The sequence below is a fragment of the Subtercola sp. YIM 133946 genome (genome assembly GCF_036553535.1).
Lineage (GTDB): Bacteria > Actinomycetota > Actinomycetes > Actinomycetales > Microbacteriaceae > Subtercola.
Genome location: NZ_JAZHPE010000013.1, coordinates 49,803 through 70,690, shown reverse-complemented (window position 1 = coordinate 70,690; position 20,888 = coordinate 49,803). Strand labels below are relative to the sequence as shown.

The window sequence follows — 20,888 nt, the reverse complement described above, 5'->3', positions numbered from 1 at the left end:
CTCGTCGACCTGCCCGGCGACATGCCGAACCCCAATGGGTACCAGATGCGTGGCGACGCCGAAGACGCCATGCACACGATGTTCGGGGCGGCCAAGGCTGAGATCGGCACCCAGCTGGTGGCGCAGAGCGGGTACCGCGACTACGGCGTGCAGGTCAAGGCGTACAACTACTACGTCAATCTCGACGGAGTGGCCGGGGCCGACCTGACCAGCGCGCGCCCCGGCTTCAGCGAGCACCAGACCGGGCTCGCCATGGACATTCTCGATACGACCAGCGGCTGCTCGACCGACGGCCTGTGCTTCGCGAACACGGGCGCCGGGCAGTGGCTGGCGGCGAACGCCTACCGGTTCGGATTCATTCTGCGCTATCCGGCCGACAAGACCGCCGTGACGGGGTACGAATACGAGCCGTGGCACTTCAGGTACGTCGGGGTCGACCTCGCGACCGAGATGCACACCACGGGGGTGGAGACGCTCGAGGAGTTCTTCGGTCTGCCCCCGGCGCCCGACTACGCGGGCTGAGGGGCGCGCCGGAGGGTCGTGCTCCGGGGCTGGGTCTTCTGGCCGGAGTCGCGGGGTGCCGGGTGCCCGCCGTCGCGGGTCAGCCGTCGACGCAGGGGAGATGGCTGGGGTCGCCGCTCGGGCAGGTGCCCGTGCCCGTTGCGGTGCCGGTTGCGGTGCCAGTTGCGGTGCTCGCGTCGGTATCGGTGCCTGTGTCGGGGTTGGTCGGCGGGAGGGGCGGGGCTGTCGGCGGCTGGGGTATGGGCGAGGTGGTCGGCGGCGGCGTGATCAGCGTGGGCGGCGCCACGTCGATCGACAGCTGCCGCGTCACGGTGCCCGCGTCGTTCGACGCCGCCACCGTGAACGTGGAGGTGCCCTGCTGTGCCGCGATGCCGTCGATCACGCCGGTGCCGGCGTCGAGGCGCAGGCCGGCGGGCAGCCGGCCGGCCGTCACGGAGAAGGTGGGAGCGGGGTCGGCGGTCGCGGTGATCCTGGCGTTCGTGTAGGGGCTGCCGGCAACGGCCGACGGCAACGATGTCGTGGAGATCGTCGGCGACGTTTCGACGCGCACGGCGCTGAGATCGCCCGACGTCTGGTCGACGACATAGAGCCGCCGGCCATCCGGAGCCATCGCCAGCGCACTCGGCGTCGTTGCTACGCTCTGCCAGGGCTGGCCGAAGGTCTTTGTGCCGACGTCGTAGGCGGCCATCGCTCCGCCAGTGGCACCGATGACGAGCACGGTCGCGCCGCTGGGCGCCACGACGACTCCGGTGGGAGTCTGGGGCTTCGTCTTCACCGGGGGCTCGAACGTGCCCGTGGTCGTGTCGAACACCGAGAGGTCGCCCGACGCGCTGTTGACGATGTAGGCGTGGTCGCCGTTCGGGCTCAGGGCGATGCCGGTCGGGCGTGAGCAGCCGTCGTGCACCGGCGGGGCGAAGGTCGAGGTGGCCGTGTCGAGAACGGCGATGTCGGCCGACCCGCTGTCAGTCACGTAGGCGTGCCGCCCGTCGGGGCTGACCGCGATGCCGGTGGGTGAGTCTCCGCCGGTCTTCACTGGCGGGGTGACGATTGCCGTGCGGGTGTCGTAGACGCTCACATCGTTCGAGCCCTGGTTGGCGATCTACACGTGCGCGCCGTCGGGGCTCACAGCGAGGCCGAGGGGGTCGGAGCCGCCGGTGCTGACCGGAGCGGCCATGTGACCGGTGACGGTGTCGAGCACCGAGAGGTCGCCCGAATTGGCGTTCGTCACGTAGACGTGCACCCCGTCGGGGCTGACCGCGATGCCCTGCGGGCCGGTGCCGCCGGTCGTGACGGTGGCGCCGAACGTCGTGGTGGCGGTGTCGAAGATCGAGATGTCGCCGGAATCCCTGTTCGCCACGTACACGTGGGCGCCGTCGGGGCTGACAGCGAGCGCGGCGGGGAGCGGCCGCCGGTCGCGACGGTGGCGGCGGGGTCGGGCTGGTAGAGAGTCGTCGCTCGGGCGCCCGTCGTCGCGACCGGGCTGAGGGTGATCGCTGCGACGAGCGCAACTGCCGCAGGCAATGCCAGGCGGGACACAGTCTTAGAAAGTGAGATCATGTCAGCAATATAGCTACACCACCCCCATTCGGGGTTCATGTCTGGGCGACACGCCGAGGGTGTTGGCGCTGGTCTCGGCGCCGCGTGCTCTGCATACATCACGCCTGGGGGCGGTGTACAGCTCGTCTGCCCGGCTTCACGGCGCATGTCGTTTCACCTGCGTCGACGGATGCCCGGGGCGGGTGTCATTCGAATCCTTTCGTCTTTTCGTATTTCGACCTGCCGATGGCAGCTCTTCGGCATTTGCAATATGAGTGAAAATCAACTAAAACTGATCTACCGGTGAGGATACTTCACGAAAGACGCTCTACGTCGCAGACCGGTCAAACCAACCGAGGAGAGTCACTCATGTCTGCCGAGAAAAACCAACGGCGTCCGTTCCTAGTCGCATGCGGGGGCGGGGTGCTTGCCGCGGCGCTCGTCGTGGCGCCCGTCGTCTCGTACGCGTCGTTCGCTGACGAGGGCGGTGGGGCCACCCGTTCCGACGTGTCGTCGCCCGCCTCCGATGACTCGACATCGCCCTCGTCGGCGTCTCCGTCGTCGGATGGTGCGTCAGACCCGGGCTCCGATGCCTCGTCGTCGCTCTCGCCCTTGTCCGCGTCCTCGTCCTCGTCTTCCGACGGCGGGTCAGACCCCGCCTCCGCGTCACCCGGTCCGGCTGCGTCTGACGCGTCCGGCGGTACACGTGCCGACTCCGGCGCGTCCGACCCCACGTCGTCTGACGCGACGCCTGCCGAATCAGCCACCTCGGGCGGAGCAGCCGAGAATGCTGCGGACTCCAGCCAAGCATCGGGTGTGGCCACCGCAGTCGTTTCTCCTGAAGCCATCGTCACCGAACCGGCGCCCGACGCGGCACCCGTCATCACGTCAGGCCGCATGCCCGACGGTGTCGTAGGGCACGTCTACAGCTACACCCTCACCGCCGACCAGCCTGTCGCCTTCACCGTCTCCGGTCTGCCAGCCGGACTCACCTTCGACCCCCAGACTGCGACCGTGAGCGGAACGCCCACCACAGCCGGCGACAGCGAGTTGTTCGTCACCGCGACCAACGCCGCTGGCAGCGCCACCGAGATCGGCCTGTTCATGACGATCAACGCCGTCCTCGGTGATGCCGGGCCGACCATCACCTCATCCAGCCTTCCGCACGGGGTGTCGGGCACGCCCTACACCTTCCGGTTCACTGCCGATCGGCCTGTTATCTGGACGCTGACGGGTCTGCCCCAGGGCCTGACCTTCAACCGCGCCGAAGGGACCATCGCAGGCACTCCCGAGGGTGATGGTCAGTTTCCGCTGACGGTGACCGCCACGGCTGCCGACGGAACGTCGACCGCCGAGATCGACACGCTCGTCATCGATGCGGTGATTTCCTCCGGGCCGACGATCACGTCGGGTGCGCCCACCCATGGCGTCATCGGGGTCGGTTACTCCTTCAGGTTCACCGCTGACCGCACGGTGCTGTGGACAACGTCGGGCGTTCCCGCCGGCCTCACGTTCGACCGAGTCTCCGGCATCCTCAGCGGCACGCCCACCGTGGTCGGTGACTTTCCGATCATCCTGAAGGCTACGGCGGCCGACGGCTCGTCGACCACCGTCGTCGTCACCTTCACCGTCGACCCCGTCATCACGTCGCCGGGCACGCCCCCGGTCTTCGTCGGCACGCCCGTTCCACCCGCCACCGTCGGAGCCCCGTTCAGTTTCACGCCGGAGGTGAGAAGCTCGTCACCGGTGTCGATCGACTTCACGGGCAGCGTGCCCGGGCTGACGTACGACCCGGCGACGCACACCCTCACAGGTGTGCCGACGGCGAAGGGCGACTACCCGATCACCTTCACCGCGCACAACGACTCGAGCGAGCCCGCCGTCAGTACGCTCACGCTGACGGTGAACCCCGCCGTCGTCGTCCCGCCGACGAACCCGCCGACCGATCCGCCTACCCCGCCCACGACGCCGCCCGTGGTCCCACCGACCGACCCGCCGGTGGTCGCTCCCACCGGTCCCGACGGTTCGTCCGACGCATCCGGCAGCGGTACCGGGGCCGGTGCAGCGTCTGCAGACTCCTCGTCGTCATACTCAGACGACGCCCGACATCAGGCCGACAGCGGCGCGGCCTCGTCTTCGACGGCTGTGACCGGTTCCGACGCCTCCACGCTGGCCGAAACGGGGGCGTCATCCGACCTGGCGGCGGCCCGTGGCGTGACGGCCGCGCTCCTGCTACTCGGCGGCGCCTCGCTGCTCGCCTTCCTGCGCCGCCACCGTCACCACCGTTCAGACCGCTGACGCCGCACAGCGTCGCCGCCGGGTCCAGTCCGACGTCGACGCGGTGTCGCCGCAGCCGCACCACCATCCGAGCTGACCATCGCCCCCTACGCGATCCACCATCGCCCCCTACGCGCGACAACCGCCGCGACGTCCGCACGAGAAACCGACAAGAGGAACAACCATGACCACTCCCGCCTACACCCCCGCCACGACCGCCAAGTTCAACGTGCTCTCCATTGTCTCCATCATCGGAGCCTTCCTGATCCCGCTCGTCGGCATCGTCACGGGAGTGATCGCACTGCGCCAGATCAAGACCACCGGCGAGCGTGGTCGCGGCCTCGCGCTGGCCGGCACGATCCTCGGCATCGCCTTCCTGGCGATCTACCTGATCGTCGTCGTCATCAGCGCCATCGTCGGTGCAACCTCGAGCAGCTACTGACGCCGCCGCCGACGTGCCACCGTTTCGGCTGTATGTGCCCCGGAACCCTGGCACCTGCACGGCTCAGCCGCACGCGCACGCACCCGCGACACGCGACGAGCGCTCTTCGAAACTAGCCCTGAGCCCGCCCACGAACTGCGCGCCGCCGCTACGCGCCTAGCGCCGCTACGCGTCCTCCGCCGCTACGCGCCCAGCGCCCCGTCGACGATGCGCTTGGCCTCGGACTGCACCTCCGCGAGGTGCTCGGCTCCGAGGAACGACTCCGCGTAGATCTTGTAGACGTCTTCGGTGCCCGACGGCCGGGCCGCGAACCATGCGTGCTCAGTGGTGACCTTCACTCCACCGACCGCAGCGTCGTTGCCGGGCGCGCGGCTGAGCTTCGCCGTGATCGGCTCGCCGGCTAGCGTGTCGGCGGTGATGTCGTCTCCGTCGAGCTTCGCCAGCCGCGCCTTCTGCGCCTTGGTGGCCGCCGCGTCGATGCGCTCGTACGCAGGGTCACCGAACTCCGCGACCAGCTCGGCGTAGTGCTGCGACGGCGTCTTGCCGGTCACCGCGAGAATCTCCGACGCGAGCAGCGCCAGGATGATGCCGTCTTTGTCGGTCGTCCACACGCTGCCGTCGAACCGCAGGAACGACGCCCCGGCCGACTCCTCGCCGCCGAACGCCACGCTTCCGTCGATCAGCCCCGGAACGAACCACTTGAATCCCACCGGCACCTCCCACAGCCGCCGCCCCAGCGAGGTGGCAACCCGGTCGATCATCGAGCTCGACACGAGCGTCTTGCCGATCGCCGCATCCTCTCGCCAGTCGGTGCGGTGCGTGTACAGGTACTGGATCGCCACGGCGAGGTAGTGGTTCGGGTTCATGATCCCGGCATCCGGAGTCACTACACCGTGCCGGTCGGCATCCGCATCGTTGCCGGTCGAGATGTCGTAGTCGTGCCGGCGCGCAACCAGCGACGCCATCGCGTACGGCGACGAGCAGTCCATGCGAATCTTGCCGTCCCAGTCGAGCGTCATGAACGCCCACTGAGGGTCGACGGTCGTGTTGACGACGTCGAGGTTGAGCCCGTACCGGTCGCGGATGAGCTCCCAGTATTCGACGCTCGCCCCGCCCAGCGGGTCGGCACCGATGTGGATGCCCGACTCGGCGATCTTCGTCATGTCGATCACGCGCGACAGATCGCTCACGTAGTTCTCACGAAAGTCGTACGTGTCGCTGGGCGTCGCTTCCCCGCGCTGCACGTCGACGAGACCGGCCGCGATGATCTCGTTGGCCCGGTCGGCAATCCAGCTCGTCGCGTCGGAGTCGGCCGGCCCCCCGTGCGGCGGGTTGTACTTGAAGCCGCCGTCGCGCGGCGGGTTGTGGCTCGGCGTGATCACGATGCCGTCGGCCTGGTCGGTGTGCCCGGTCTCGGGGTGGTTGTACCGCAGGATCGCGTGCGAGACGGCCGGCGTCGGCGTCCAGCTGCCGCGCGAGTCGGTCCACACGGTCACGCCGTTGGCGTTCAGCACCTCGAGCGCCGTGTCTTCGGCGGGCTTCGACAGCCCGTGCGTGTCGCGCCCGATGAACAGGGGCCCGGTCACGCCCTGCGTCGCCCGGTACTCCACGATCGCCTGCGTGATGGCGAGGATGTGCGTCTCGTTGAACGCCGTGTCGAGCGAGCTGCCGCGGTGCCCGCTCGTTCCGAAGATGACCTTCTGCTCGGGGTTCGTCACGTCGGGCTTCAGCTCGTAGTACGCCCCCACCAGCGCCTCGACGTCGACCAGATCTTCGGGTAGGGCCTGCAGCCCGGCGCGCTCGTTCATGCCCTCAGTCTGGCACTTATGTCGATGCACGGGGCAGGTGGTTGCGCATGCGAATGAACCGAACTAGCACACCCGTTCTGGGGGTGATTGCAGTTCGCCAACTGTCGTAATAATGCGGCGGCCGCGCGCTCTCTATCTGTGTAAGGCACGAACCCGTGTCGGAAACCTTTCGATCAAGGACATGAACATGCTCACGTCACCCAAACGATTCCGCCGCCTCGCGGCATCAGCGCTCGTCACCCTTTCGCTCGCCGGAGGGTTGGCCGTGGTCGGCTCCTCAGCTGCCAACGCCGCCGGCGCCATTCCCTGTGTGCGAAACGCTGAGGGAGTCTGTCACGGCTACGGCACGAGCGGAGGCGGGGATCCGTGGGTGGCCAACCTCTTCTACGCGGTCGGCGGCGGCAAAGATCTGGTCTACGCACGCACCAATGGAAGCAACGTCGACCAGTACTACGCCGACATGCTCGCAAGCAACCTGCACTACAAGAGGTGCATTGTGCGCCCGGGCTACAACAAGCTGGCGTTCTGCAGCTGATCAGGCGCCTCGCACTAGGCTCGGGTCATGCCTGAAGTGCACGAAGCGTCTGCCGCAGCAGACGACACGAGAACCGCCTCATCCAGCGACACGTACAGCTACCTCGGCCCGACCGGCACGTTCACCGAGGCGGCCCTCGCGCAGGTTCCGGATGCCGCGGGCAAGACCTGGCGCAGCGTGAACAACGTGGGCGAGGCGCTCGACGACGTGACGAGTGGCCGCAGCGTGGCCGCGATGATCGCGATCGAGAACTCGGTGGAGGGCGGCGTCAGCGCCACGCAGGATGCGCTGGCGAGCATCCCGAACCTGCGCATCATCGGCGAGTATCTCGTGAAGGTGCAGTTCGTGCTGGTGGCCCGCCCCGGCATCGCGCTGAGCGACGTGCACGTGATCAACGCGCATCCGGTGGCGTATGCGCAGTGCCGCAACTGGCTCGAGGCGAACCTGCCGACGCACGGGCACATCCCCGCGACGTCGAACGTGGCGAGCGCGCTCAGCCTGTTCGAGAGCGACCTGGCCGACGCGGCGATCGCACCGCCTCGCATCGTCGAGCACCACGAGCTCGAGGTGCTGGCCGAGAACATCGGCGACAACCAGAACGCGGTCACGCGGTTCGTGCTGGTGGGGCGCAACTCGCGGCTGCCCGAGCCGACCGGGGCCGACAAGACGAGCATCATCGCCGAGCTTCCCGAAGACCGGTCGGGCGCGCTGCTCGAGCTGCTCGAACAGTTCTCGACGCGGGGGGTGAACCTGAGCCTGCTGCAGTCGCGGCCGATCGGCGACGCGCTCGGTCGGTACCGGTTCGTCATCGACGCCGACGGGCACGTTCTGGATGAACGCGTGGCCGACGCCCTGATGGGCGTTCGGCGGTTCAGCCCGAACGTGATCTTTCTCGGGTCGTACCCGCGCGCCGACCGCGCGAAGGTCGAGTACATCGACCGCTACGACGACGGTGTGTTCATCGAGGCGCGCGACTGGCTGCGGTCGCTGGTGAGCGGCGAGCCCGAGGCCTGACCCGGCGACGGATGCCCGGCGGCTGCCCGACGGATGCCCGGGGACCGGCCCGTGCCCGGCCGACGTCGCACCCCCGAACCCGCGCCGCCGCGCGACCTACACCCGCACCCGCAACGCCCCCGGGTCGACCCACACGTGGATCGACTTCGCCTCGCCGAACTCATCCCCGTCGAGCTGGATCTGCTGCGACTTCTCGAGCTTCAGCCGCAGGTCGCGCCCCTGCCGGTACACCACGTCGTCGACGTCGGGCGAGATGTCGATGAGTTTGCGCCCCGCCCTGGTGCGCCGCAGCACGCCGTTCTCGATGGTCACCTTGTTCCACACCCGCACCCAGCCGAAGGCGCCCTTCGGCCTGATGGCGATGAAGTCGAGCTTGCCGTCGTCGGGTTTCGCGTCGGGGATGAGCAGGATGCCCCCCGGCAGCAGCCCGCAGTTGCCGGCCATCACCGAGTGGGCGCTCACGCTGCGCCAGCCTTCACCGTCGATGCTGACCTTGAACTTCACGGCCATGAGTTCGGGCAGCGCGCGCACTGTTCCGTCGATGTAGGCCAGCCAGCCGAACGCCTTCTTCAGGCCCGGGTTGGTCTTCGCGATCATCTTGGCGTCGATGCCGAGCCCTGTGATCACCAGAAAGACGTGGGTCGAGCGCGTCATGTCGGTGCGCTCGATCTCGATCAGCCCGAGGTCGATGGCCCGGTCGTATCCCGTGAACATCAGCTCGATCGAGGCGTCGAAGTCGAACGGCACCGAGAGGTTGCGGGCGAGCAGGTTGCCGGTGCCCGAGGGCAGCAGGGCGAGCGGCACGCCGGTTCCGCGCAGGGCTTCGGCGACGGCCCGCACGGTTCCGTCGCCGCCCGCGGCCATCACCACGCTCGCGCCGTCGAGTACGGCCGAGGCGGTCAGCAGCTGCCCGGCGTCGTCGATGGTCGTCTCGTACCACTGGGTCTCGCCCCAGCCGTTCGCCGTGGCCCGGGCGGCGACCGCCTCGCGCAGCTTGGCGGCGTCGACCTTGAGGGGGTTGTACACGACGGCAGCGTGCCGGTCGGACTCTGGTTCCCCTGCGACGGTCACTCTCCATACGGTACTACGGCCCGCCTGCCCGCCTCGGCGCGGCGGCGCGAAGCCCGAACGCCCTAGAATTGCTCAGGTGATCGATCCTGTTCTCTTGCGCGAAGACCCCGAAGCCATCAAGCTCTCGCAGGCGGCGCGGGGCGCGTCGACCGACCTGGTCGATGAGGCACTCGCTGCCGATGCCGAACGCCGGGCATCCATCACCGCGTTCGAAGAGCTGAGGGCGAGCCAGAACGTCTTCGGCAAGCGCGTGGCGCAGGCCGCCAAAGAAGAGAAGAAGGCCCTGGTCGCCGAGGCCCAGTCGCTGGCAGCCGAGGTGAAGGCCGCCAGCCAGCGGGCGACGGATGCCGAACAGGCCTTTCTCGCCATCACCGGCCGCATCGCCAACCCCATCATCGCCGGCGTGCCCGCGGGCGGCGAAGAGAATTTCGTGACGCTGCGCGAGGTCGGCACCAGGCCCGAGTTCGACTTCGAGCCGCGCGACCACGTCGAGCTCGGCGAGCTGCTCGGCGCCTTCGACCTGCAGCGCGGAGCCAAGGTCAGCGGCGCCCGCTTCTACTTTCTCACCGGCATCGGCGCGCGCCTCGAGCTCGCGCTGATGAACATGGCGCTGAACAAGGCGCTCGAGAACGGTTTCACCCCGCTCATCACGCCCACGCTCGTGCGCCCCGAGATCATGCGCGGCACCGGCTTTCTGAACGAGCACGCCGACGAGATCTACTACCTCCCGGCCGACGACCTGTACCTCACGGGCACGAGCGAGGTGGCGCTCGCGGGCTTCCACGCCGACGAGATCCTCGACCTCTCCGGCGGGCCGCTGCGCTACGCGGGCTGGTCGACCTGCTACCGCCGTGAAGCAGGGTCGGGCGGCAAGGATACGCGCGGCATCCTACGCGTTCACCAGTTCAACAAGCTCGAGATGTTCACGTATGTACTGCCCGAGAACGCCGAGGCCGAACACGAGAGGCTGCTCGGCTACCAGGAGGAGATGCTCACCGCGCTCGGCCTGAACTACCGCGTCATCGACGTGGCCGCCGGCGACCTCGGGTCGAGCGCCGCCCGCAAGTTCGACATCGAGGCCTGGGTGCCGACCCAGGGCACCTACCGCGAGCTCACCTCCACCTCGAACTGCACCACGTACCAGGCCCGCCGGCTGGATGCCCGGTACCGCACCGACTCGGGCAAGACTGCTCCCGTCGCCACCCTCAACGGCACGCTCGCCACCACGCGCTGGATCGTCGCCATCCTCGAGACCCATCAGCAGTCCGACGGGTCGGTGCTGGTTCCCGAGCCGCTGCGGCCCTACCTGGGCGGCCTCGAGGTCATGGAGCCGCTGGGCGGGCGGCCCGAGTGAGCGACGAGTCACGCGCTGGGGCCGCGGCCGCTGCCGGGCATCCGTCGACCGATCGCTGGCTGATCGCCCTCGACATCGACGGCACGATTCTGCACGAAGACGGCTCGATCTCTGACGCGGTCATCGACCAGGTCGCGCGCCTCACCGGCCGCGGCCACGAGGTCATGCTCGCCACCGGCCGTTCGGTGGCGGCCACCCTGCCCGTGCTCGACCTGCTCGGCATCACCCCCGAGTACGTCGTGTGCTCCAACGGGGCCATCACTCTCAAACGAGACACGGATGCCCCACTGGGCTATCGCCGCGAGATCGTTGAGACGTTCAATCCAGGCGCGGTACTCACCCAGATTCGCGGCTACCTGGCGAATGCGCACTACGCCGTCGAAGACGAAGACGGCTACTTTCGCTACACCGGCGAGTTTCCGTCGTCGTCGATGGGGGTCGGCGGTGAGCAGGTTCCCTTCGAAGACCTGCTCGCGATCGACGCCACCCGCGTCGTCGTCATCTCGCCCGGCCACGACATGGAAGACTTTCTCGCCGTGGTGGAGAGCATGGGCCTGCACCGCGTCTCGTACTCGATCGGCTGGACGGCGTGGCTCGACATCGCGCCCGACGGCGTCAACAAGTCGACCTCGCTCGAGCGCGTGCGCGCACTGCTCGACATTCCGTCGTCGCGCCTGCTCGCGGTCGGCGACGGCCGCAACGACATCGAGATGCTGCTCTGGGCGGGGGCGGATGGCCGTGCCGTCGCCATGGGCCAGTCGCCCGACGATGTGGCGGCCGCTGCGACCGAGGTCACGGCGTCGGTGTACGACGACGGGTTGGCCAAGGCGCTCGCCTCGCTGCGCTGACGCGATGCTCGTCGGGTAGACTCGTGGCTTGTTGCGCGTCGCCTCTGGGCGGTCGCAGCATGGAGGGCTGTCCGAGTGGCCGATGGAGCCAGTCTTGAAAACTGGTGGGCGGAAACGTCTCGTGAGTTCGAATCTCACGCCCTCCGCAGTAAGAGCCCGATCAGGTAGAAATTTCTGCAGTTACGCCTCTAGCCGTCGAGCCTTGCTTGGCGGAGGCTGGTGCTACTCGATGCTGGTGTCATCGGTTGAAAGCCGCTCTGCGTATAGCGCGTGCGGGGTGCTCCTCAGGCAGGTACGGCCCGTTGCCAGGGAAGAGCTTTTCGCGCAGCGTGCCGGGTGCATATTCCTCTTGCATGATGCCGCGCCGCCGCAGTTCGGGCGTGACGTGGTCGACGAAGTCTTCGAACGAGCCGGGTGAGACCACGTATTGCACGTTCATGCCATCGACACCCGCATCCTGCCAAGCCTCGATGTGGTCGGCGATCTGCTCGGGAGTACCGACGACGCGCAGGTTGCCGAACCAGCGCACGAGCTCGCCGATCGTGTAGTCCTGCCGCGGCGACATTTCGATCAGCCGCGCGACGATACCTTCGCGCCCTTCGGGGCGGCGGGCGATCTCGCTGATCGGTTCCTTCGGGTCGAAGACGCTGAAATCGTAGCCGAGAAAGACGCTCTGCTTGGCGAGGTTCGCGTCGATGCTCTGAAAGTCGGTGATCTCCTCGTGAAGGCGCCGTGCCTCTTCTTCGGTGCTGCCGACGACGAAGCCGAGAATGCCGAACAGCTTCACGTTGGCGCGGCTGCGCCCGTGCCGCTCGGCAGCGGCACGAACATCCGCTACGATCGGGCCGGCCTCGGCGGGGCTCAGCGCGTTGATGAACAGGCCTTCGGCGTTGCGGCCGGCGTAGTCGCGGCCGCGAGGAGACACCCCGGCCTGAATCAGCACGGGCGTGCGCTGCGGCGACGGTTCGCTGAGATGCGGCCCGACCACGTCGTAGAACGGCCCGACGTGATTGATCTCGTGCACCTTGGCCGGGTCGGAGTACTGCTGCCGCACCTTGTCGAGCACGACGGCGTCGTCTTCCCAGCTCGCCTCCCACAGCTTGTAGACGACGTCGATGAAGTCGTCGGCCCGCGCGTACCGGTCTTCGTGTTCGGGCAGCCCGCCGTAGCCGAGGTTGCGGCCGGCTCCGGCGAGAAAGGTGGTGACGATGTTCCACGCGATGCGGCCGCGCGTGAGGTGGTCCATCGTCGACATCTTGCGCGCGAACGCGTACGGCGGCTCCTGCAGAATGTTCTGCGTCAACACGAAGCCGAGGTTCGAGGTCGCATAGGCCAGCGCGGGAATGAGGGCGCCCGGGTCGTTGATCGGGAACTGCATGCCGCTGTACACCGATCGCTCACGCGAACCTGCGAACGTTTCGTAGGGCGCCAGCACGTCGGCGAAAAACAGGGTGTCGAACCGCCCCCGTTCGAGCAGCCGTGCCACGTCGACCCAGTAATCGATGTTGTTGTAGTCGAGCTGTTTGCTGCCCGGCCACGCCCACATGCCCTGGTCGTGATGCGATGCCGCGAAGATGTTGAACGCGTTGAAGATCATGCGCTGTCGTTCGGCCACGTTCACGCCACCTCATCCTCGACGTTCAGTACCTCTTTGCCGATCTCGGTGGCGAGCACCTCGGTCGAGTACGCCATCAGCTGCCCGGCCTCAGCGTCGCGCAGGTGGCGCTGAATGGGCGAGGTACGCAGGTATCCGGATGCCCCACCGACCCGAACCGCGAGCTGCGCCACCTCAACCGCTGTCTTGTTCGCCAGGTATTTCGACCGCGACAGGTTGGAGAAGAAGGCAGGGTCGCCTTGATCGGCCTGCCAGAGGCTGCGCTGGAACAGGGCGTGCGCCGCTTCGAGCCTGGTCTGGGCATCCGCCACCGCGTGCTGCACCCATTGCTGGTGCGAGAGCGGCCGCCCCAGAATCTGCCGCCCGCTCGCGTGAGCGACCAGCGCGGCGAGTGCGGCATCGGCGATGCCCAGCGAGATGGCTGGCAGCCCCGCCGGAACGACGGCGAAGTCGCCCGGCCGCGGCGACCGGCCGCGGTGGTCTGCGCGCAGCACTGTACCGCTGAATGACAGCAGCTGGCTGCGGGTCGCTCGCAGGCCCAGCGTGTCCCAGATGGGGATGATCGTGACCGTCTCGTCGGGAACGACGGCGAAGAAGGTGGGTTCGCCCTGCACCAGCGCGTTCACGAGCAAGTAGTCGGCGAGCTCGCTGCCCGAGACGAACCGCTTCGCGCCGTCGAGCGACCAGCCGCCGTCGACGGGCACCGCCTCTTGCTGAGGATTGAGAAACCGGTTACCGCTCGTTGGCTCCGAAAGGGCGTTGGCGAAGCGCTTGCCGCTGAGAAACTCAGTGGCGAAGAAGTCGCCGAGCGTGTCACGGGTGAGCTCGGCGAGCCCGACGCCCGCCCCCGAGTGCATTGTGAGCAGAGTGGCCGTCGACGGATCAGCCTCGGAAACGACACGCACGAGCTCGCCGAACGCCTGGTACCCGATGCCCTCGCCACCCAGGTGCTCGGGCAGAATCGCCCGGGTGACCCCGGCGGCGTGCAGCGACTCGAGGTTGCCCACCGCGATCTCGGCGCGCTCGTCATAGCCGGCGGCGTTCGCGGCGAAGTCGGAGGTGAGTTCGCGCACTCGATCGAGCAGCGTCTGCTCGGCATCCGTCGGTCCGTAGGGGCGCGAGGTGGTCATAATGATCCTTCTATTTCGGTGGTGCCTGTGGCTGGTGCCCGGGGATGCGTGTGGCCCCGACGGGCGCGCGCCCAGAGGTGGCGAGACACGACGCAGAGAACGACCAGTGTGACGATGTACGGCAGGGCCTGCAGCAGCTCGACCGGCAGGCCGAGGTTCTGCGTCTGCCCGAGAAGGGCGAGGCTGTTGAAGAACGAGAACAGCACGGCGCCGGCGAGCAGGCCGAACGGTGTGCGCCGAGCGATGATGACCACCGCGAGAGCGATGAATCCCGAGCCACCCGTGATGCCGGGCGAGAAAGTGCCGATGCTCGACAGTGGCACGAAGGCGCCGCCGAGCCCCGCGAACGCGCCCGCGATGACGGCCGCCACGATGCGATAGCGGCGAACCGCGATGCCGCGGGTCATTGCGACCTGCTCATCGTCGCCGACGACCCGCAGCCGTAGCCCGAACCGTGTGCCGCGCAGCACCCACCATGAGAGAACGACGAGCGCGAGAGAGAGGTAGAAGAAGATGCCCGCGTCGGCGAGACCGGGCCCGATGACCGGAACCTGGTCGATCAGCGGCAGATGCAACGCGGGCTGAGTCTCGACTCGGGCGTTCGTCGAGCCGGCAGGGTTCAGCGCCTGGTACAGAAAGATGCTGAGGCCCGTGCCGATCAGCCCGATCGCGATGCCGACGATGATCACATCGGCGTGACCCACGGCCGTCGCCACACCCAGCAATAGGCCGAACACGGCGCCGATCAGGATGCCCAGCAGCACCCCGAACCAGACGCCGGCCACGTGCGAACCGAGCACGCCGCCCACGGCGCCCATGAGCATGATGCCCTCGATGCCCACGTTGAAGCCGCCGGTCCGTTCGAGGAAGATTTCGCCCAGGCCCGCGACGATGATCGGGGCGCAGAGGCCGATAGCGCCGGCGACCAGCACCGCGAGAAAGTCAAGGGTGCTCATGCCGACACCTCCTTCGCTCGCTGTTCGGCGCCCGAACGTACACCCGAGCGAGCGGCCGAACGCGCCGCCGACCGGGCCGCCAGCTTGTCGGCCGACAGCGCGAGGGCGGCGGCGAGCAACAGCACGCCCTGGGAGACGGTGCCGATCGAGGTCGGCACGGTTCCGGTGGCGATCTGCACCCCGCTGGCGCCGGTGCCGAGCGAGGCATAGACGATGGCCGCGATGACGATGCCGACGGGGTTGCCACGGCCCAGCACGGCGACGGCGAGACCGGCGAATCCGATACCCCCACTGACATCGGGCTCAAGGCGCTGCGTGACACCAGCCACCTGCATCCAGCCCGCCAGACCCGCCGCCGCGCCCGACACGAGCATCGTGCCGATGACCGCGCGCGCCGGTGTCAGTCCGAGACGGGCGGCGAGGATGGGCCGTTGCCCGTACACATCGACGAGAAAAGCCGAGCGGCTGGCGTTCCACCACACCGCAGCCGCCACGATCACCACCACGATCACCGCGCCGAAGTGCAGCCGGCCCGGGAGTGGCAGCTGAAAGAGCACGAAGGCGCCGGGCAGCTCCGCGCTCTGCGGACTGCCTGCGCTCGTGGGGTCGCGCAGTACTGTGCGCAGCAGAAAGACGAGCTGGTACGTGGCAATGTAGTTGGCGAGCAGAGTGAAGAGGATCTCGTTGACGTTCCAGCGCACCTTCGCCAGCGCCGCGGGCAGAGCCCACAGTGCGCCGCCGACGATGCCCGCAAGAGCGCCGAGCAGCAGACCGATCGGCAGCGCGACCGAGTCGCCGAGCCACAGCGAGACTCCGGTCGCGAAAATGGCACCGACGATCATCTGCCCCTCGGCACCGACGGTGATGACGTTTGCGCGCAGAGCGATGGCGACACCTACGGCCACGAGTGCGAGCGGTGTGGCGTTCGACAGCGTCTGCACGAGGTTGTAGCCGTTGCCGAAGGCACCGACGAACCAGCCCGACAGGGCGTCGCCGAGCCCGGCGCCCGTCGAGACGACGAGGGCGGCGACCACTACGAAGCCGAGCACGACGTAGACGGCCGCGGTGCTGAGGGTGCGCACGCGCACGGAAGATCGGCGCACGGTCAGGCTCCCGTCGCGAGGCCTGCCATGGCCCGCCCCACACGCTGCACGTCGAAATCGCCGACCTCGAATTCGTCGGCGAGACCGCCCTTCGACAGCACCACCACGCGGTCGGCGAGATCACGAACCTCGTCGATGTCGGCCGAGACGAGTAATACGGCGGTTCCCTGCGCAGCGGCCGAGCGGATCTCCGACCGGATGGCCGACGCCGCGTACAGGTCGAGACCCTGGGTCGGCCCGTGCAGCACCGCGACTGCCGGCGCCCCGTCGAGTTCGCGCCCCACGAGGAATTTCTGCTGATTACCGCCCGACAGACTGGAGGCGGCGAGCGACGCGTTGCGCGGCCGCACGTCGTGCCGTTCGAGCAATTCGTCGGTGAAGACCCGCACGGCCTTCCAGCGCATCAGACCCGCGCGGGTGAACCGCGCATCCCGTAGCCGCCGCAGCACGGCAGAATGCGTGAGCGGCAGATCGGGCAGCAGAAAGTCGGCGCGCACTTCGGGTACGTAGGCGACCCCGGCGCGGTCGGCCCGCTGCGGACGCCCGGCGACCTCCACCCCGTTCACGAGAACCCTACCGTGCCCGGGCGCAGTCACTCCCGCAGCCGTGTCGGCGAGCGCACCCTGTCCGTTACCAGCCACGCCGAGCACGCCCACAATCTCGCCCGACCGAACCGTGAGATCGATGCGGCCGCCGCCGAAGCCCGGAAGCACCACGTCGTCGAGCACCAGCACATCGGCGCCGTGCACGAACGGCACCGCGGCCTCGGGCGCCGGAATCTGCCCGACCATGGCGGTGACCAAGTCGTCATCGGTCACGTCGGCGACGCGGGCCGACAGTGTGACTCGCCCGTGACTCAGCACCGTGACGTCGCGAGCCACCGAGCGCACCTCGGCGATGCGGTGCGTGATGAGAAGCGCCGCCACGCCATCCGCGGCGAGCTGCGCGATCTTCTCGAACAGCGCATCGGATTCGTACGGCCCGAGTGCCGAGGTGGGTTCGTCGAGCAGAAGAATCCGTGCCCCTTGAGCGAGCGCGATGGCCAACTCACCCAGCTGTCGCTGGGCGAGCGCGAGCTGGCGAACAGGGGTTCGCAGCGGCACGGCGAGTCCGGCATCCGCCGCCACCCGTTCGAGTATGCGCTGTGCCTCGCGTCGATGAGCGAGCAGGGCGGGCCGGGTGAGCACAAAGTTCTCGACTAGCGTCATCTCGGGGTTGAGGCTGAGCTGCTGCGGTACGAGCCCGACGCCGTGGTCGATGGATGCCCGGCGACCGCTGAAGGCAACGGCGACGCCGTCGAGCGTCAAACGCCCGCTCGAGGGCTGCTCGAGGCCGGCCAGCACCTTCAGCGCGGTCGACTTGCCGGCACCGTTCTCACCGACCAGGGCATGAACGGTGCCGGGCTCGAGAACGAGGTCGACACCATCCAACGCCTGGGCGCCCCCGAAGAACTTCGAGACGCCCAGGAGTGAAATGGTCGGCATCGCTACTGCACTGCGGGAATCGTGACGGCGCCCGAGGCGAGCTTCGCGGCCAGGTCGTTGATCTGGTTCTCGATGTCGGCGGTCAGCTGCGGGGCGGCACCCACTTGGTTGAAGTCGGTGAACACGAGGCCCTTGTTGGCGATGGTCGAGTTATACGACTTGCTGCCGAAGGCACTCGTCTTCACGTCGTTCACGATGTCGGTGAGGGTCGGCGTCCAGTCGATCGTGACGAGGCCGACGTTCACGTCGGAGGCGTCTGAGGAGGAGGTGCTCGACGCGCCGATGGTGGCGATGCCGGCATCCTTCGCCGCCGAGAGAACGCCGGGGGTGTACCCCTCAGCCGCGGTGATGATCAGCTTGGCGCCCGAGGCGACCTGGGCTTTCGTGGCCTGGTTGGCGAGGTTCGCGTCTTCCCAGTTGCCGGTGAAGATCGGCTGCAGCTCGGTTGCGCTCGGGTTGGCATCTTTCAGGCCGAGCGTCAGCGCCTTGTACGAAACTTCGTTGAATGGGGCGAGCTCGCCGTCGACCACGCCGACCGGACTGAGCCCGGTCTTGCCGGCGACCCAGCCCGTCAGGTAGCCCTGCTGGTCGCTGGCATAGCTCCAGGTCTCGACGTTCGCAGTCGACTTCTGCAGAATGCCGGCCGAGCCGGTCGCGACGAAGTGCGTATTCGGCAGCTCTTGCGCCACCTTGAAAATGGAGTCGGAGAAGTCGAGGCCCCAGCCGACGACGAGGTCGTAGCCCTGCGACGCGTACTGGCGGAAGGCGGCCTCGGCGTCGCTGTCGGTGGTGACCGACTCTTTGATCGAGACGTCGATGTCGCCCTGACCCTTGAGGGCGTTGGCGGCGTCGGCTGCGATCTGGTTGAACCCGCCGTCGTTCGAGAGGCCGCCGAGAACGACGGCGACCTTGATCGGAGCAGCGCTCGAGGTCGAGCTGCTACTGCTGGTCGATGCGCTCGACGAGCACGCGGTGAACCCGATGGTCAGAGCGGCGGCAATACCGATGGCGAGGAGTTTTCGAGACTTCATGAGCAGAGGCTTTCGGGTCGGTGCGTGCTGTGAACGCGAGGCGGAATCCAGGAGGGCTATAGGTGGGCTATGGGTGGGCAACTTATCGATAAGTTGACGCCACGCTATCCCGAGGGCCGTCAGCCCGTCGAGTCGGGTCGAAACATTTCGCCACACGCGGTAACACAGGCCGTAACACGCACCCCGGGATAGCCTTCGTGCACCTACGTCAGCGGCGCAGGCCGGCCAACCTGCGCCGTATGCGGGCCAGCTTCAGGCGCCGCTCCAGGGCGGTCGCACCGTACGCACCAGCGAGTACCGGATGAATTCCGGCAGGTGATGCTCAAACGCGTAGAACAGCCGCCGCCCGCTGGCCGCCACACCGATCAGCTCGAGTGTGACCGCCGCCGAGCCTTCGCTCATCTCCAGCCGCCGCGCCTCATCACCGTGCAGATTCTCGGCCCCCGGGGTTGCGATCTCCCACACCAGCGACTCGCCCCAGACGTCGGCCACCGCCGTGAACACCGAGTCATTGAGCATTCGCGGCTCGAAGTCGGGCAGCAGAATGTAGCCCGAGGCGAGCATGACCGGCCGGTCATCCGCCAGCCAGCGTTTGGTGGTGCGAACCGACGGATGCCCAGCCTCCACCTGCAGCAGCGCCGCGATGTGTGGCGGCAGCGGCTCGGGCACCGATTCGAGCACTTCGACGCTCGAGCGGTAGCCGAGCCGTGCGAGCAGCTCGCTATGCTCGAACTGCTCTTCGAGGCGCACGCTCATCATCAATCCGACGGGGTCGACCGTGGTCGCCGCGCCCTGCCGGCGCTGCACGATGCCGATGCGTTCGAGGTCGGCGAGCGCGTTGCGCAGCTGCTGCCGGGTGCAGCCCAGTCGGTCGATCAGCTCGAACTCGCCGGGCAGCGCGGTACCCGCGGCGGCCGCCTCGCGCGCCAGGCGCAACAGGGAGCGGTGTAGCGAATCGTCGCGACTGGATCGGTCGGCAAAGATCTCGCGCGAGGCCATGCCCCACCCTATCGCGTGCCGATCGCCCGGATTTCTGCGAGCAGGTCGCGCTTGAAATCGGGTGACGCAAAGCTCGCGTTCACCGACGACTCGGCAAGCGCAAGCAGGTCGGCACGCCCGAATCCGAAGGTCTCGGCCGCCAAGGCCCAGTCGCCGACCAACGTGCTGCCGAGCGGGGCGGGGTCGTCGGTATTCAGAGTGACTGTCACCCCCGCGTCACGCAGCCGGGCGAAGGGATGTTCGGCCCACGACCGGGTCACGCCGAGTGACACGTTCGAACGCGGGCACAGCCCGAGCGAGACCCCCGATGACGCAAGCTCGGCTACGAGCGCGGCGTCTTCGATGGCGCGCACCCCGTGATCGATGCGCTGCGCGTGCAACAGCCGCAGGGCATCCCACACGCTCTCTGGCCCGCTCGATTCGCCAGCATGCACCGTGCGCCCTAGACCCGCATCTCGTGCGATGCCAAACGCCTCGGCGAACCGCGCCCCGCTTCGGCTCATGGTGCGCTCGTCGCCGTCGACCGAGAGCGCGACGACCCGTCGAGGCTCGGTGCGCACGATCCACCTGGCGAGTTCGGCCGCCTCCTCCGACGTCTGTTGCCGCAGAATCGAGACGCACAGGTTCACGACGCAGAGCCCGTCGTGCTCGGCCTCCTCGAAACCCGCAGCGAAGGCGTCAAGCAGGTCCCCGAGCCGACCGCGCCACGCCCGCCAGTGCGTCGGGTTCACGATCACATCGGTGTACCGGATGCCTGAGGCGCTCTGCCGCGCGGCGAACGCGTAGGCCTGCCGCGCCGCCTGCTCTGGCGACCGCACCAGCCCGCACTCCCAGTCGAGGAACCGAAGGAACCCAGTGAGCCCGCCAGCCCCGGCCCCCGACTCGGCGCCGCCCGTCGTGATTGTCGGCACCCGGAAATCGTGGTGCGTACCGATGTCGAACAGCGACCGCGCCGGCCCCGGTAGCGGCTCTCCCGCCGCCTTGGCGAGCTCAAGCAGATCGATCAGCTCGAAGGCGCCCTCGAGGTGCACGTGCACCTCAGCCTTCGGCACCGTTCGAATCCACTCCTCGTCGATTCGCGGCGCGGTCGTTGTCTCAGCTCGGTCAGTCATCGGCTTAGGCGCGCCCTGTCGTCGTTTTACCCTGCGCACCGTTCGGCCCGC

19 protein-coding genes and 1 tRNA gene are annotated in these 20,888 nt (G+C 68.1%); 8 read left to right on the top strand and 12 right to left on the bottom strand.

Features of this window, described 5'->3' with window-relative positions:
- Window positions 1–21: 21 nt before the first annotated feature.
- Window positions 22–522: a M15 family metallopeptidase gene (locus V3W46_RS19605; RefSeq protein WP_443069927.1), complete on the top strand. Its 501-nt coding sequence runs from the start codon at window positions 22–24 to the stop codon at window positions 520–522.
- Between the two features lie 79 nt (window positions 523–601).
- On the opposite strand, the gene V3W46_RS03505 is transcribed toward V3W46_RS19605, so the two are convergent.
- Window positions 602–1,597 carry a YncE family protein gene (locus V3W46_RS03505; RefSeq protein WP_331781708.1) on the bottom strand — a complete coding sequence of 332 codons (996 nt, stop codon included), beginning with the start codon at window positions 1,595–1,597 and terminating at the stop codon, window positions 602–604.
- A gap of 24 nt (window positions 1,598–1,621) precedes the next feature.
- On the bottom strand, window positions 1,622–2,044 hold the full coding sequence (locus V3W46_RS03500) for a YncE family protein (RefSeq protein WP_331781900.1): 423 nt from the start codon (window positions 2,042–2,044) through the stop codon (window positions 1,622–1,624).
- Window positions 2,045–2,427: 383 nt separating this feature from the next.
- On the opposite strand from V3W46_RS03500, the gene V3W46_RS03495 reads away from it, so the two are divergent.
- Together V3W46_RS03495 and V3W46_RS03490 are read left to right on the top strand one after the other, a co-directional pair.
- Window positions 2,428–4,356 carry a putative Ig domain-containing protein gene (locus V3W46_RS03495; RefSeq protein WP_331781707.1) on the top strand — a complete coding sequence of 643 codons (1,929 nt, stop codon included), beginning with the start codon at window positions 2,428–2,430 and terminating at the stop codon, window positions 4,354–4,356.
- Window positions 4,357–4,519: 163 nt separating this feature from the next.
- Window positions 4,520–4,777: a DUF4190 domain-containing protein gene (locus V3W46_RS03490; protein WP_331781706.1), complete on the top strand. Its 258-nt coding sequence runs from the start codon at window positions 4,520–4,522 to the stop codon at window positions 4,775–4,777.
- A gap of 182 nt (window positions 4,778–4,959) precedes the next feature.
- Here V3W46_RS03490 and pgm read toward each other — a convergent pair whose 3' ends face one another.
- Window positions 4,960–6,585: a phosphoglucomutase (alpha-D-glucose-1,6-bisphosphate-dependent) gene (gene pgm / locus V3W46_RS03485; protein WP_331781705.1), complete on the bottom strand. Its 1,626-nt coding sequence runs from the start codon at window positions 6,583–6,585 to the stop codon at window positions 4,960–4,962.
- 187 nt (window positions 6,586–6,772) lie between these two features.
- Between pgm and V3W46_RS03480 the strand changes: the two genes are divergently transcribed.
- Window positions 6,773–7,120, top strand: coding sequence for a hypothetical protein (locus tag V3W46_RS03480; protein ID WP_331781704.1), 348 nt, complete (start codon window positions 6,773–6,775; stop codon window positions 7,118–7,120).
- Between the two features lie 27 nt (window positions 7,121–7,147).
- The gene (gene pheA, locus V3W46_RS03475; protein ID WP_331781703.1) at window positions 7,148–8,134 is read left to right on the top strand and encodes a prephenate dehydratase; all 987 of its coding nucleotides are present in this window, start codon (window positions 7,148–7,150) and stop codon (window positions 8,132–8,134) included.
- Window positions 8,135–8,230: 96 nt separating this feature from the next.
- Here pheA and V3W46_RS03470 read toward each other — a convergent pair whose 3' ends face one another.
- On the bottom strand, window positions 8,231–9,205 hold the full coding sequence (locus V3W46_RS03470) for a diacylglycerol/lipid kinase family protein (RefSeq protein WP_331781702.1): 975 nt from the start codon (window positions 9,203–9,205) through the stop codon (window positions 8,231–8,233).
- A 76-nt stretch (window positions 9,206–9,281) separates the two neighbouring features.
- Here V3W46_RS03470 and serS point away from each other — a divergent pair, with 76 nt between their 5' ends.
- The 3 genes from serS (at window position 9,282) to V3W46_RS03455 (ending at window position 11,553) form a co-directional block, all read left to right on the top strand.
- Entirely contained in the window at window positions 9,282–10,559 is a 1,278-nt protein-coding gene (gene serS, locus V3W46_RS03465; RefSeq protein WP_331781701.1) for a serine--tRNA ligase, read from the top strand.
- Entirely contained in the window at window positions 10,556–11,407 is an 852-nt protein-coding gene (locus tag V3W46_RS03460; protein WP_331781700.1) for an HAD family hydrolase, read from the top strand. Before serS ends, V3W46_RS03460 begins: the two co-directional genes overlap by 4 nt.
- A 61-nt stretch (window positions 11,408–11,468) precedes the next feature.
- Window positions 11,469–11,553: transfer RNA gene (locus tag V3W46_RS03455), tRNA-Ser, on the top strand.
- Window positions 11,554–11,645: 92 nt separating this feature from the next.
- Here the strand turns inward: V3W46_RS03455 and V3W46_RS03450 are convergent.
- The 8 genes from V3W46_RS03450 to add all read right to left on the bottom strand — a co-directional run bounded on the left by V3W46_RS03450 (window position 11,646) and on the right by add (window position 20,837).
- Window positions 11,646–13,028: an LLM class flavin-dependent oxidoreductase gene (locus V3W46_RS03450; RefSeq protein WP_331781699.1), complete on the bottom strand. Its 1,383-nt coding sequence runs from the start codon at window positions 13,026–13,028 to the stop codon at window positions 11,646–11,648.
- Complete coding sequence (locus V3W46_RS03445; protein ID WP_331781698.1) at window positions 13,025–14,152, bottom strand: acyl-CoA dehydrogenase family protein; 1,128 nt, start codon at window positions 14,150–14,152, stop codon at window positions 13,025–13,027. The genes V3W46_RS03450 and V3W46_RS03445 overlap by 4 nt, the downstream gene beginning before the upstream one ends.
- Window positions 14,149–15,108: an ABC transporter permease gene (locus V3W46_RS03440; protein WP_331781697.1), complete on the bottom strand. Its 960-nt coding sequence runs from the start codon at window positions 15,106–15,108 to the stop codon at window positions 14,149–14,151. The genes V3W46_RS03445 and V3W46_RS03440 overlap by 4 nt, the downstream gene beginning before the upstream one ends.
- Window positions 15,105–16,211 carry an ABC transporter permease gene (locus V3W46_RS03435; RefSeq protein WP_331781696.1) on the bottom strand — a complete coding sequence of 369 codons (1,107 nt, stop codon included), beginning with the start codon at window positions 16,209–16,211 and terminating at the stop codon, window positions 15,105–15,107. The genes V3W46_RS03440 and V3W46_RS03435 overlap by 4 nt, the downstream gene beginning before the upstream one ends.
- 2 nt (window positions 16,212–16,213) lie before the next feature.
- The gene (locus V3W46_RS03430; protein ID WP_331781695.1) at window positions 16,214–17,695 is read right to left on the bottom strand and encodes an ABC transporter ATP-binding protein; all 1,482 of its coding nucleotides are present in this window, start codon (window positions 17,693–17,695) and stop codon (window positions 16,214–16,216) included.
- Between the two features lie 2 nt (window positions 17,696–17,697).
- Window positions 17,698–18,726 (bottom strand): BMP family ABC transporter substrate-binding protein, encoded by a 1,029-nt coding sequence (locus V3W46_RS03425; RefSeq protein WP_331781694.1) that lies wholly within the window; start codon window positions 18,724–18,726, stop codon window positions 17,698–17,700.
- A 252-nt stretch (window positions 18,727–18,978) separates the two neighbouring features.
- A complete protein-coding gene (locus V3W46_RS03420; protein WP_331781693.1) occupies window positions 18,979–19,725 on the bottom strand; it encodes a GntR family transcriptional regulator in 747 nt (248 codons plus the stop codon).
- An 8-nt stretch (window positions 19,726–19,733) separates the two neighbouring features.
- Window positions 19,734–20,837, bottom strand: a complete 1,104-nt coding sequence (add, locus tag V3W46_RS03415; protein WP_331781692.1) for an adenosine deaminase — start codon at window positions 20,835–20,837, stop codon at window positions 19,734–19,736.
- Between the last annotated feature and the right edge of the window lie 51 nt (window positions 20,838–20,888).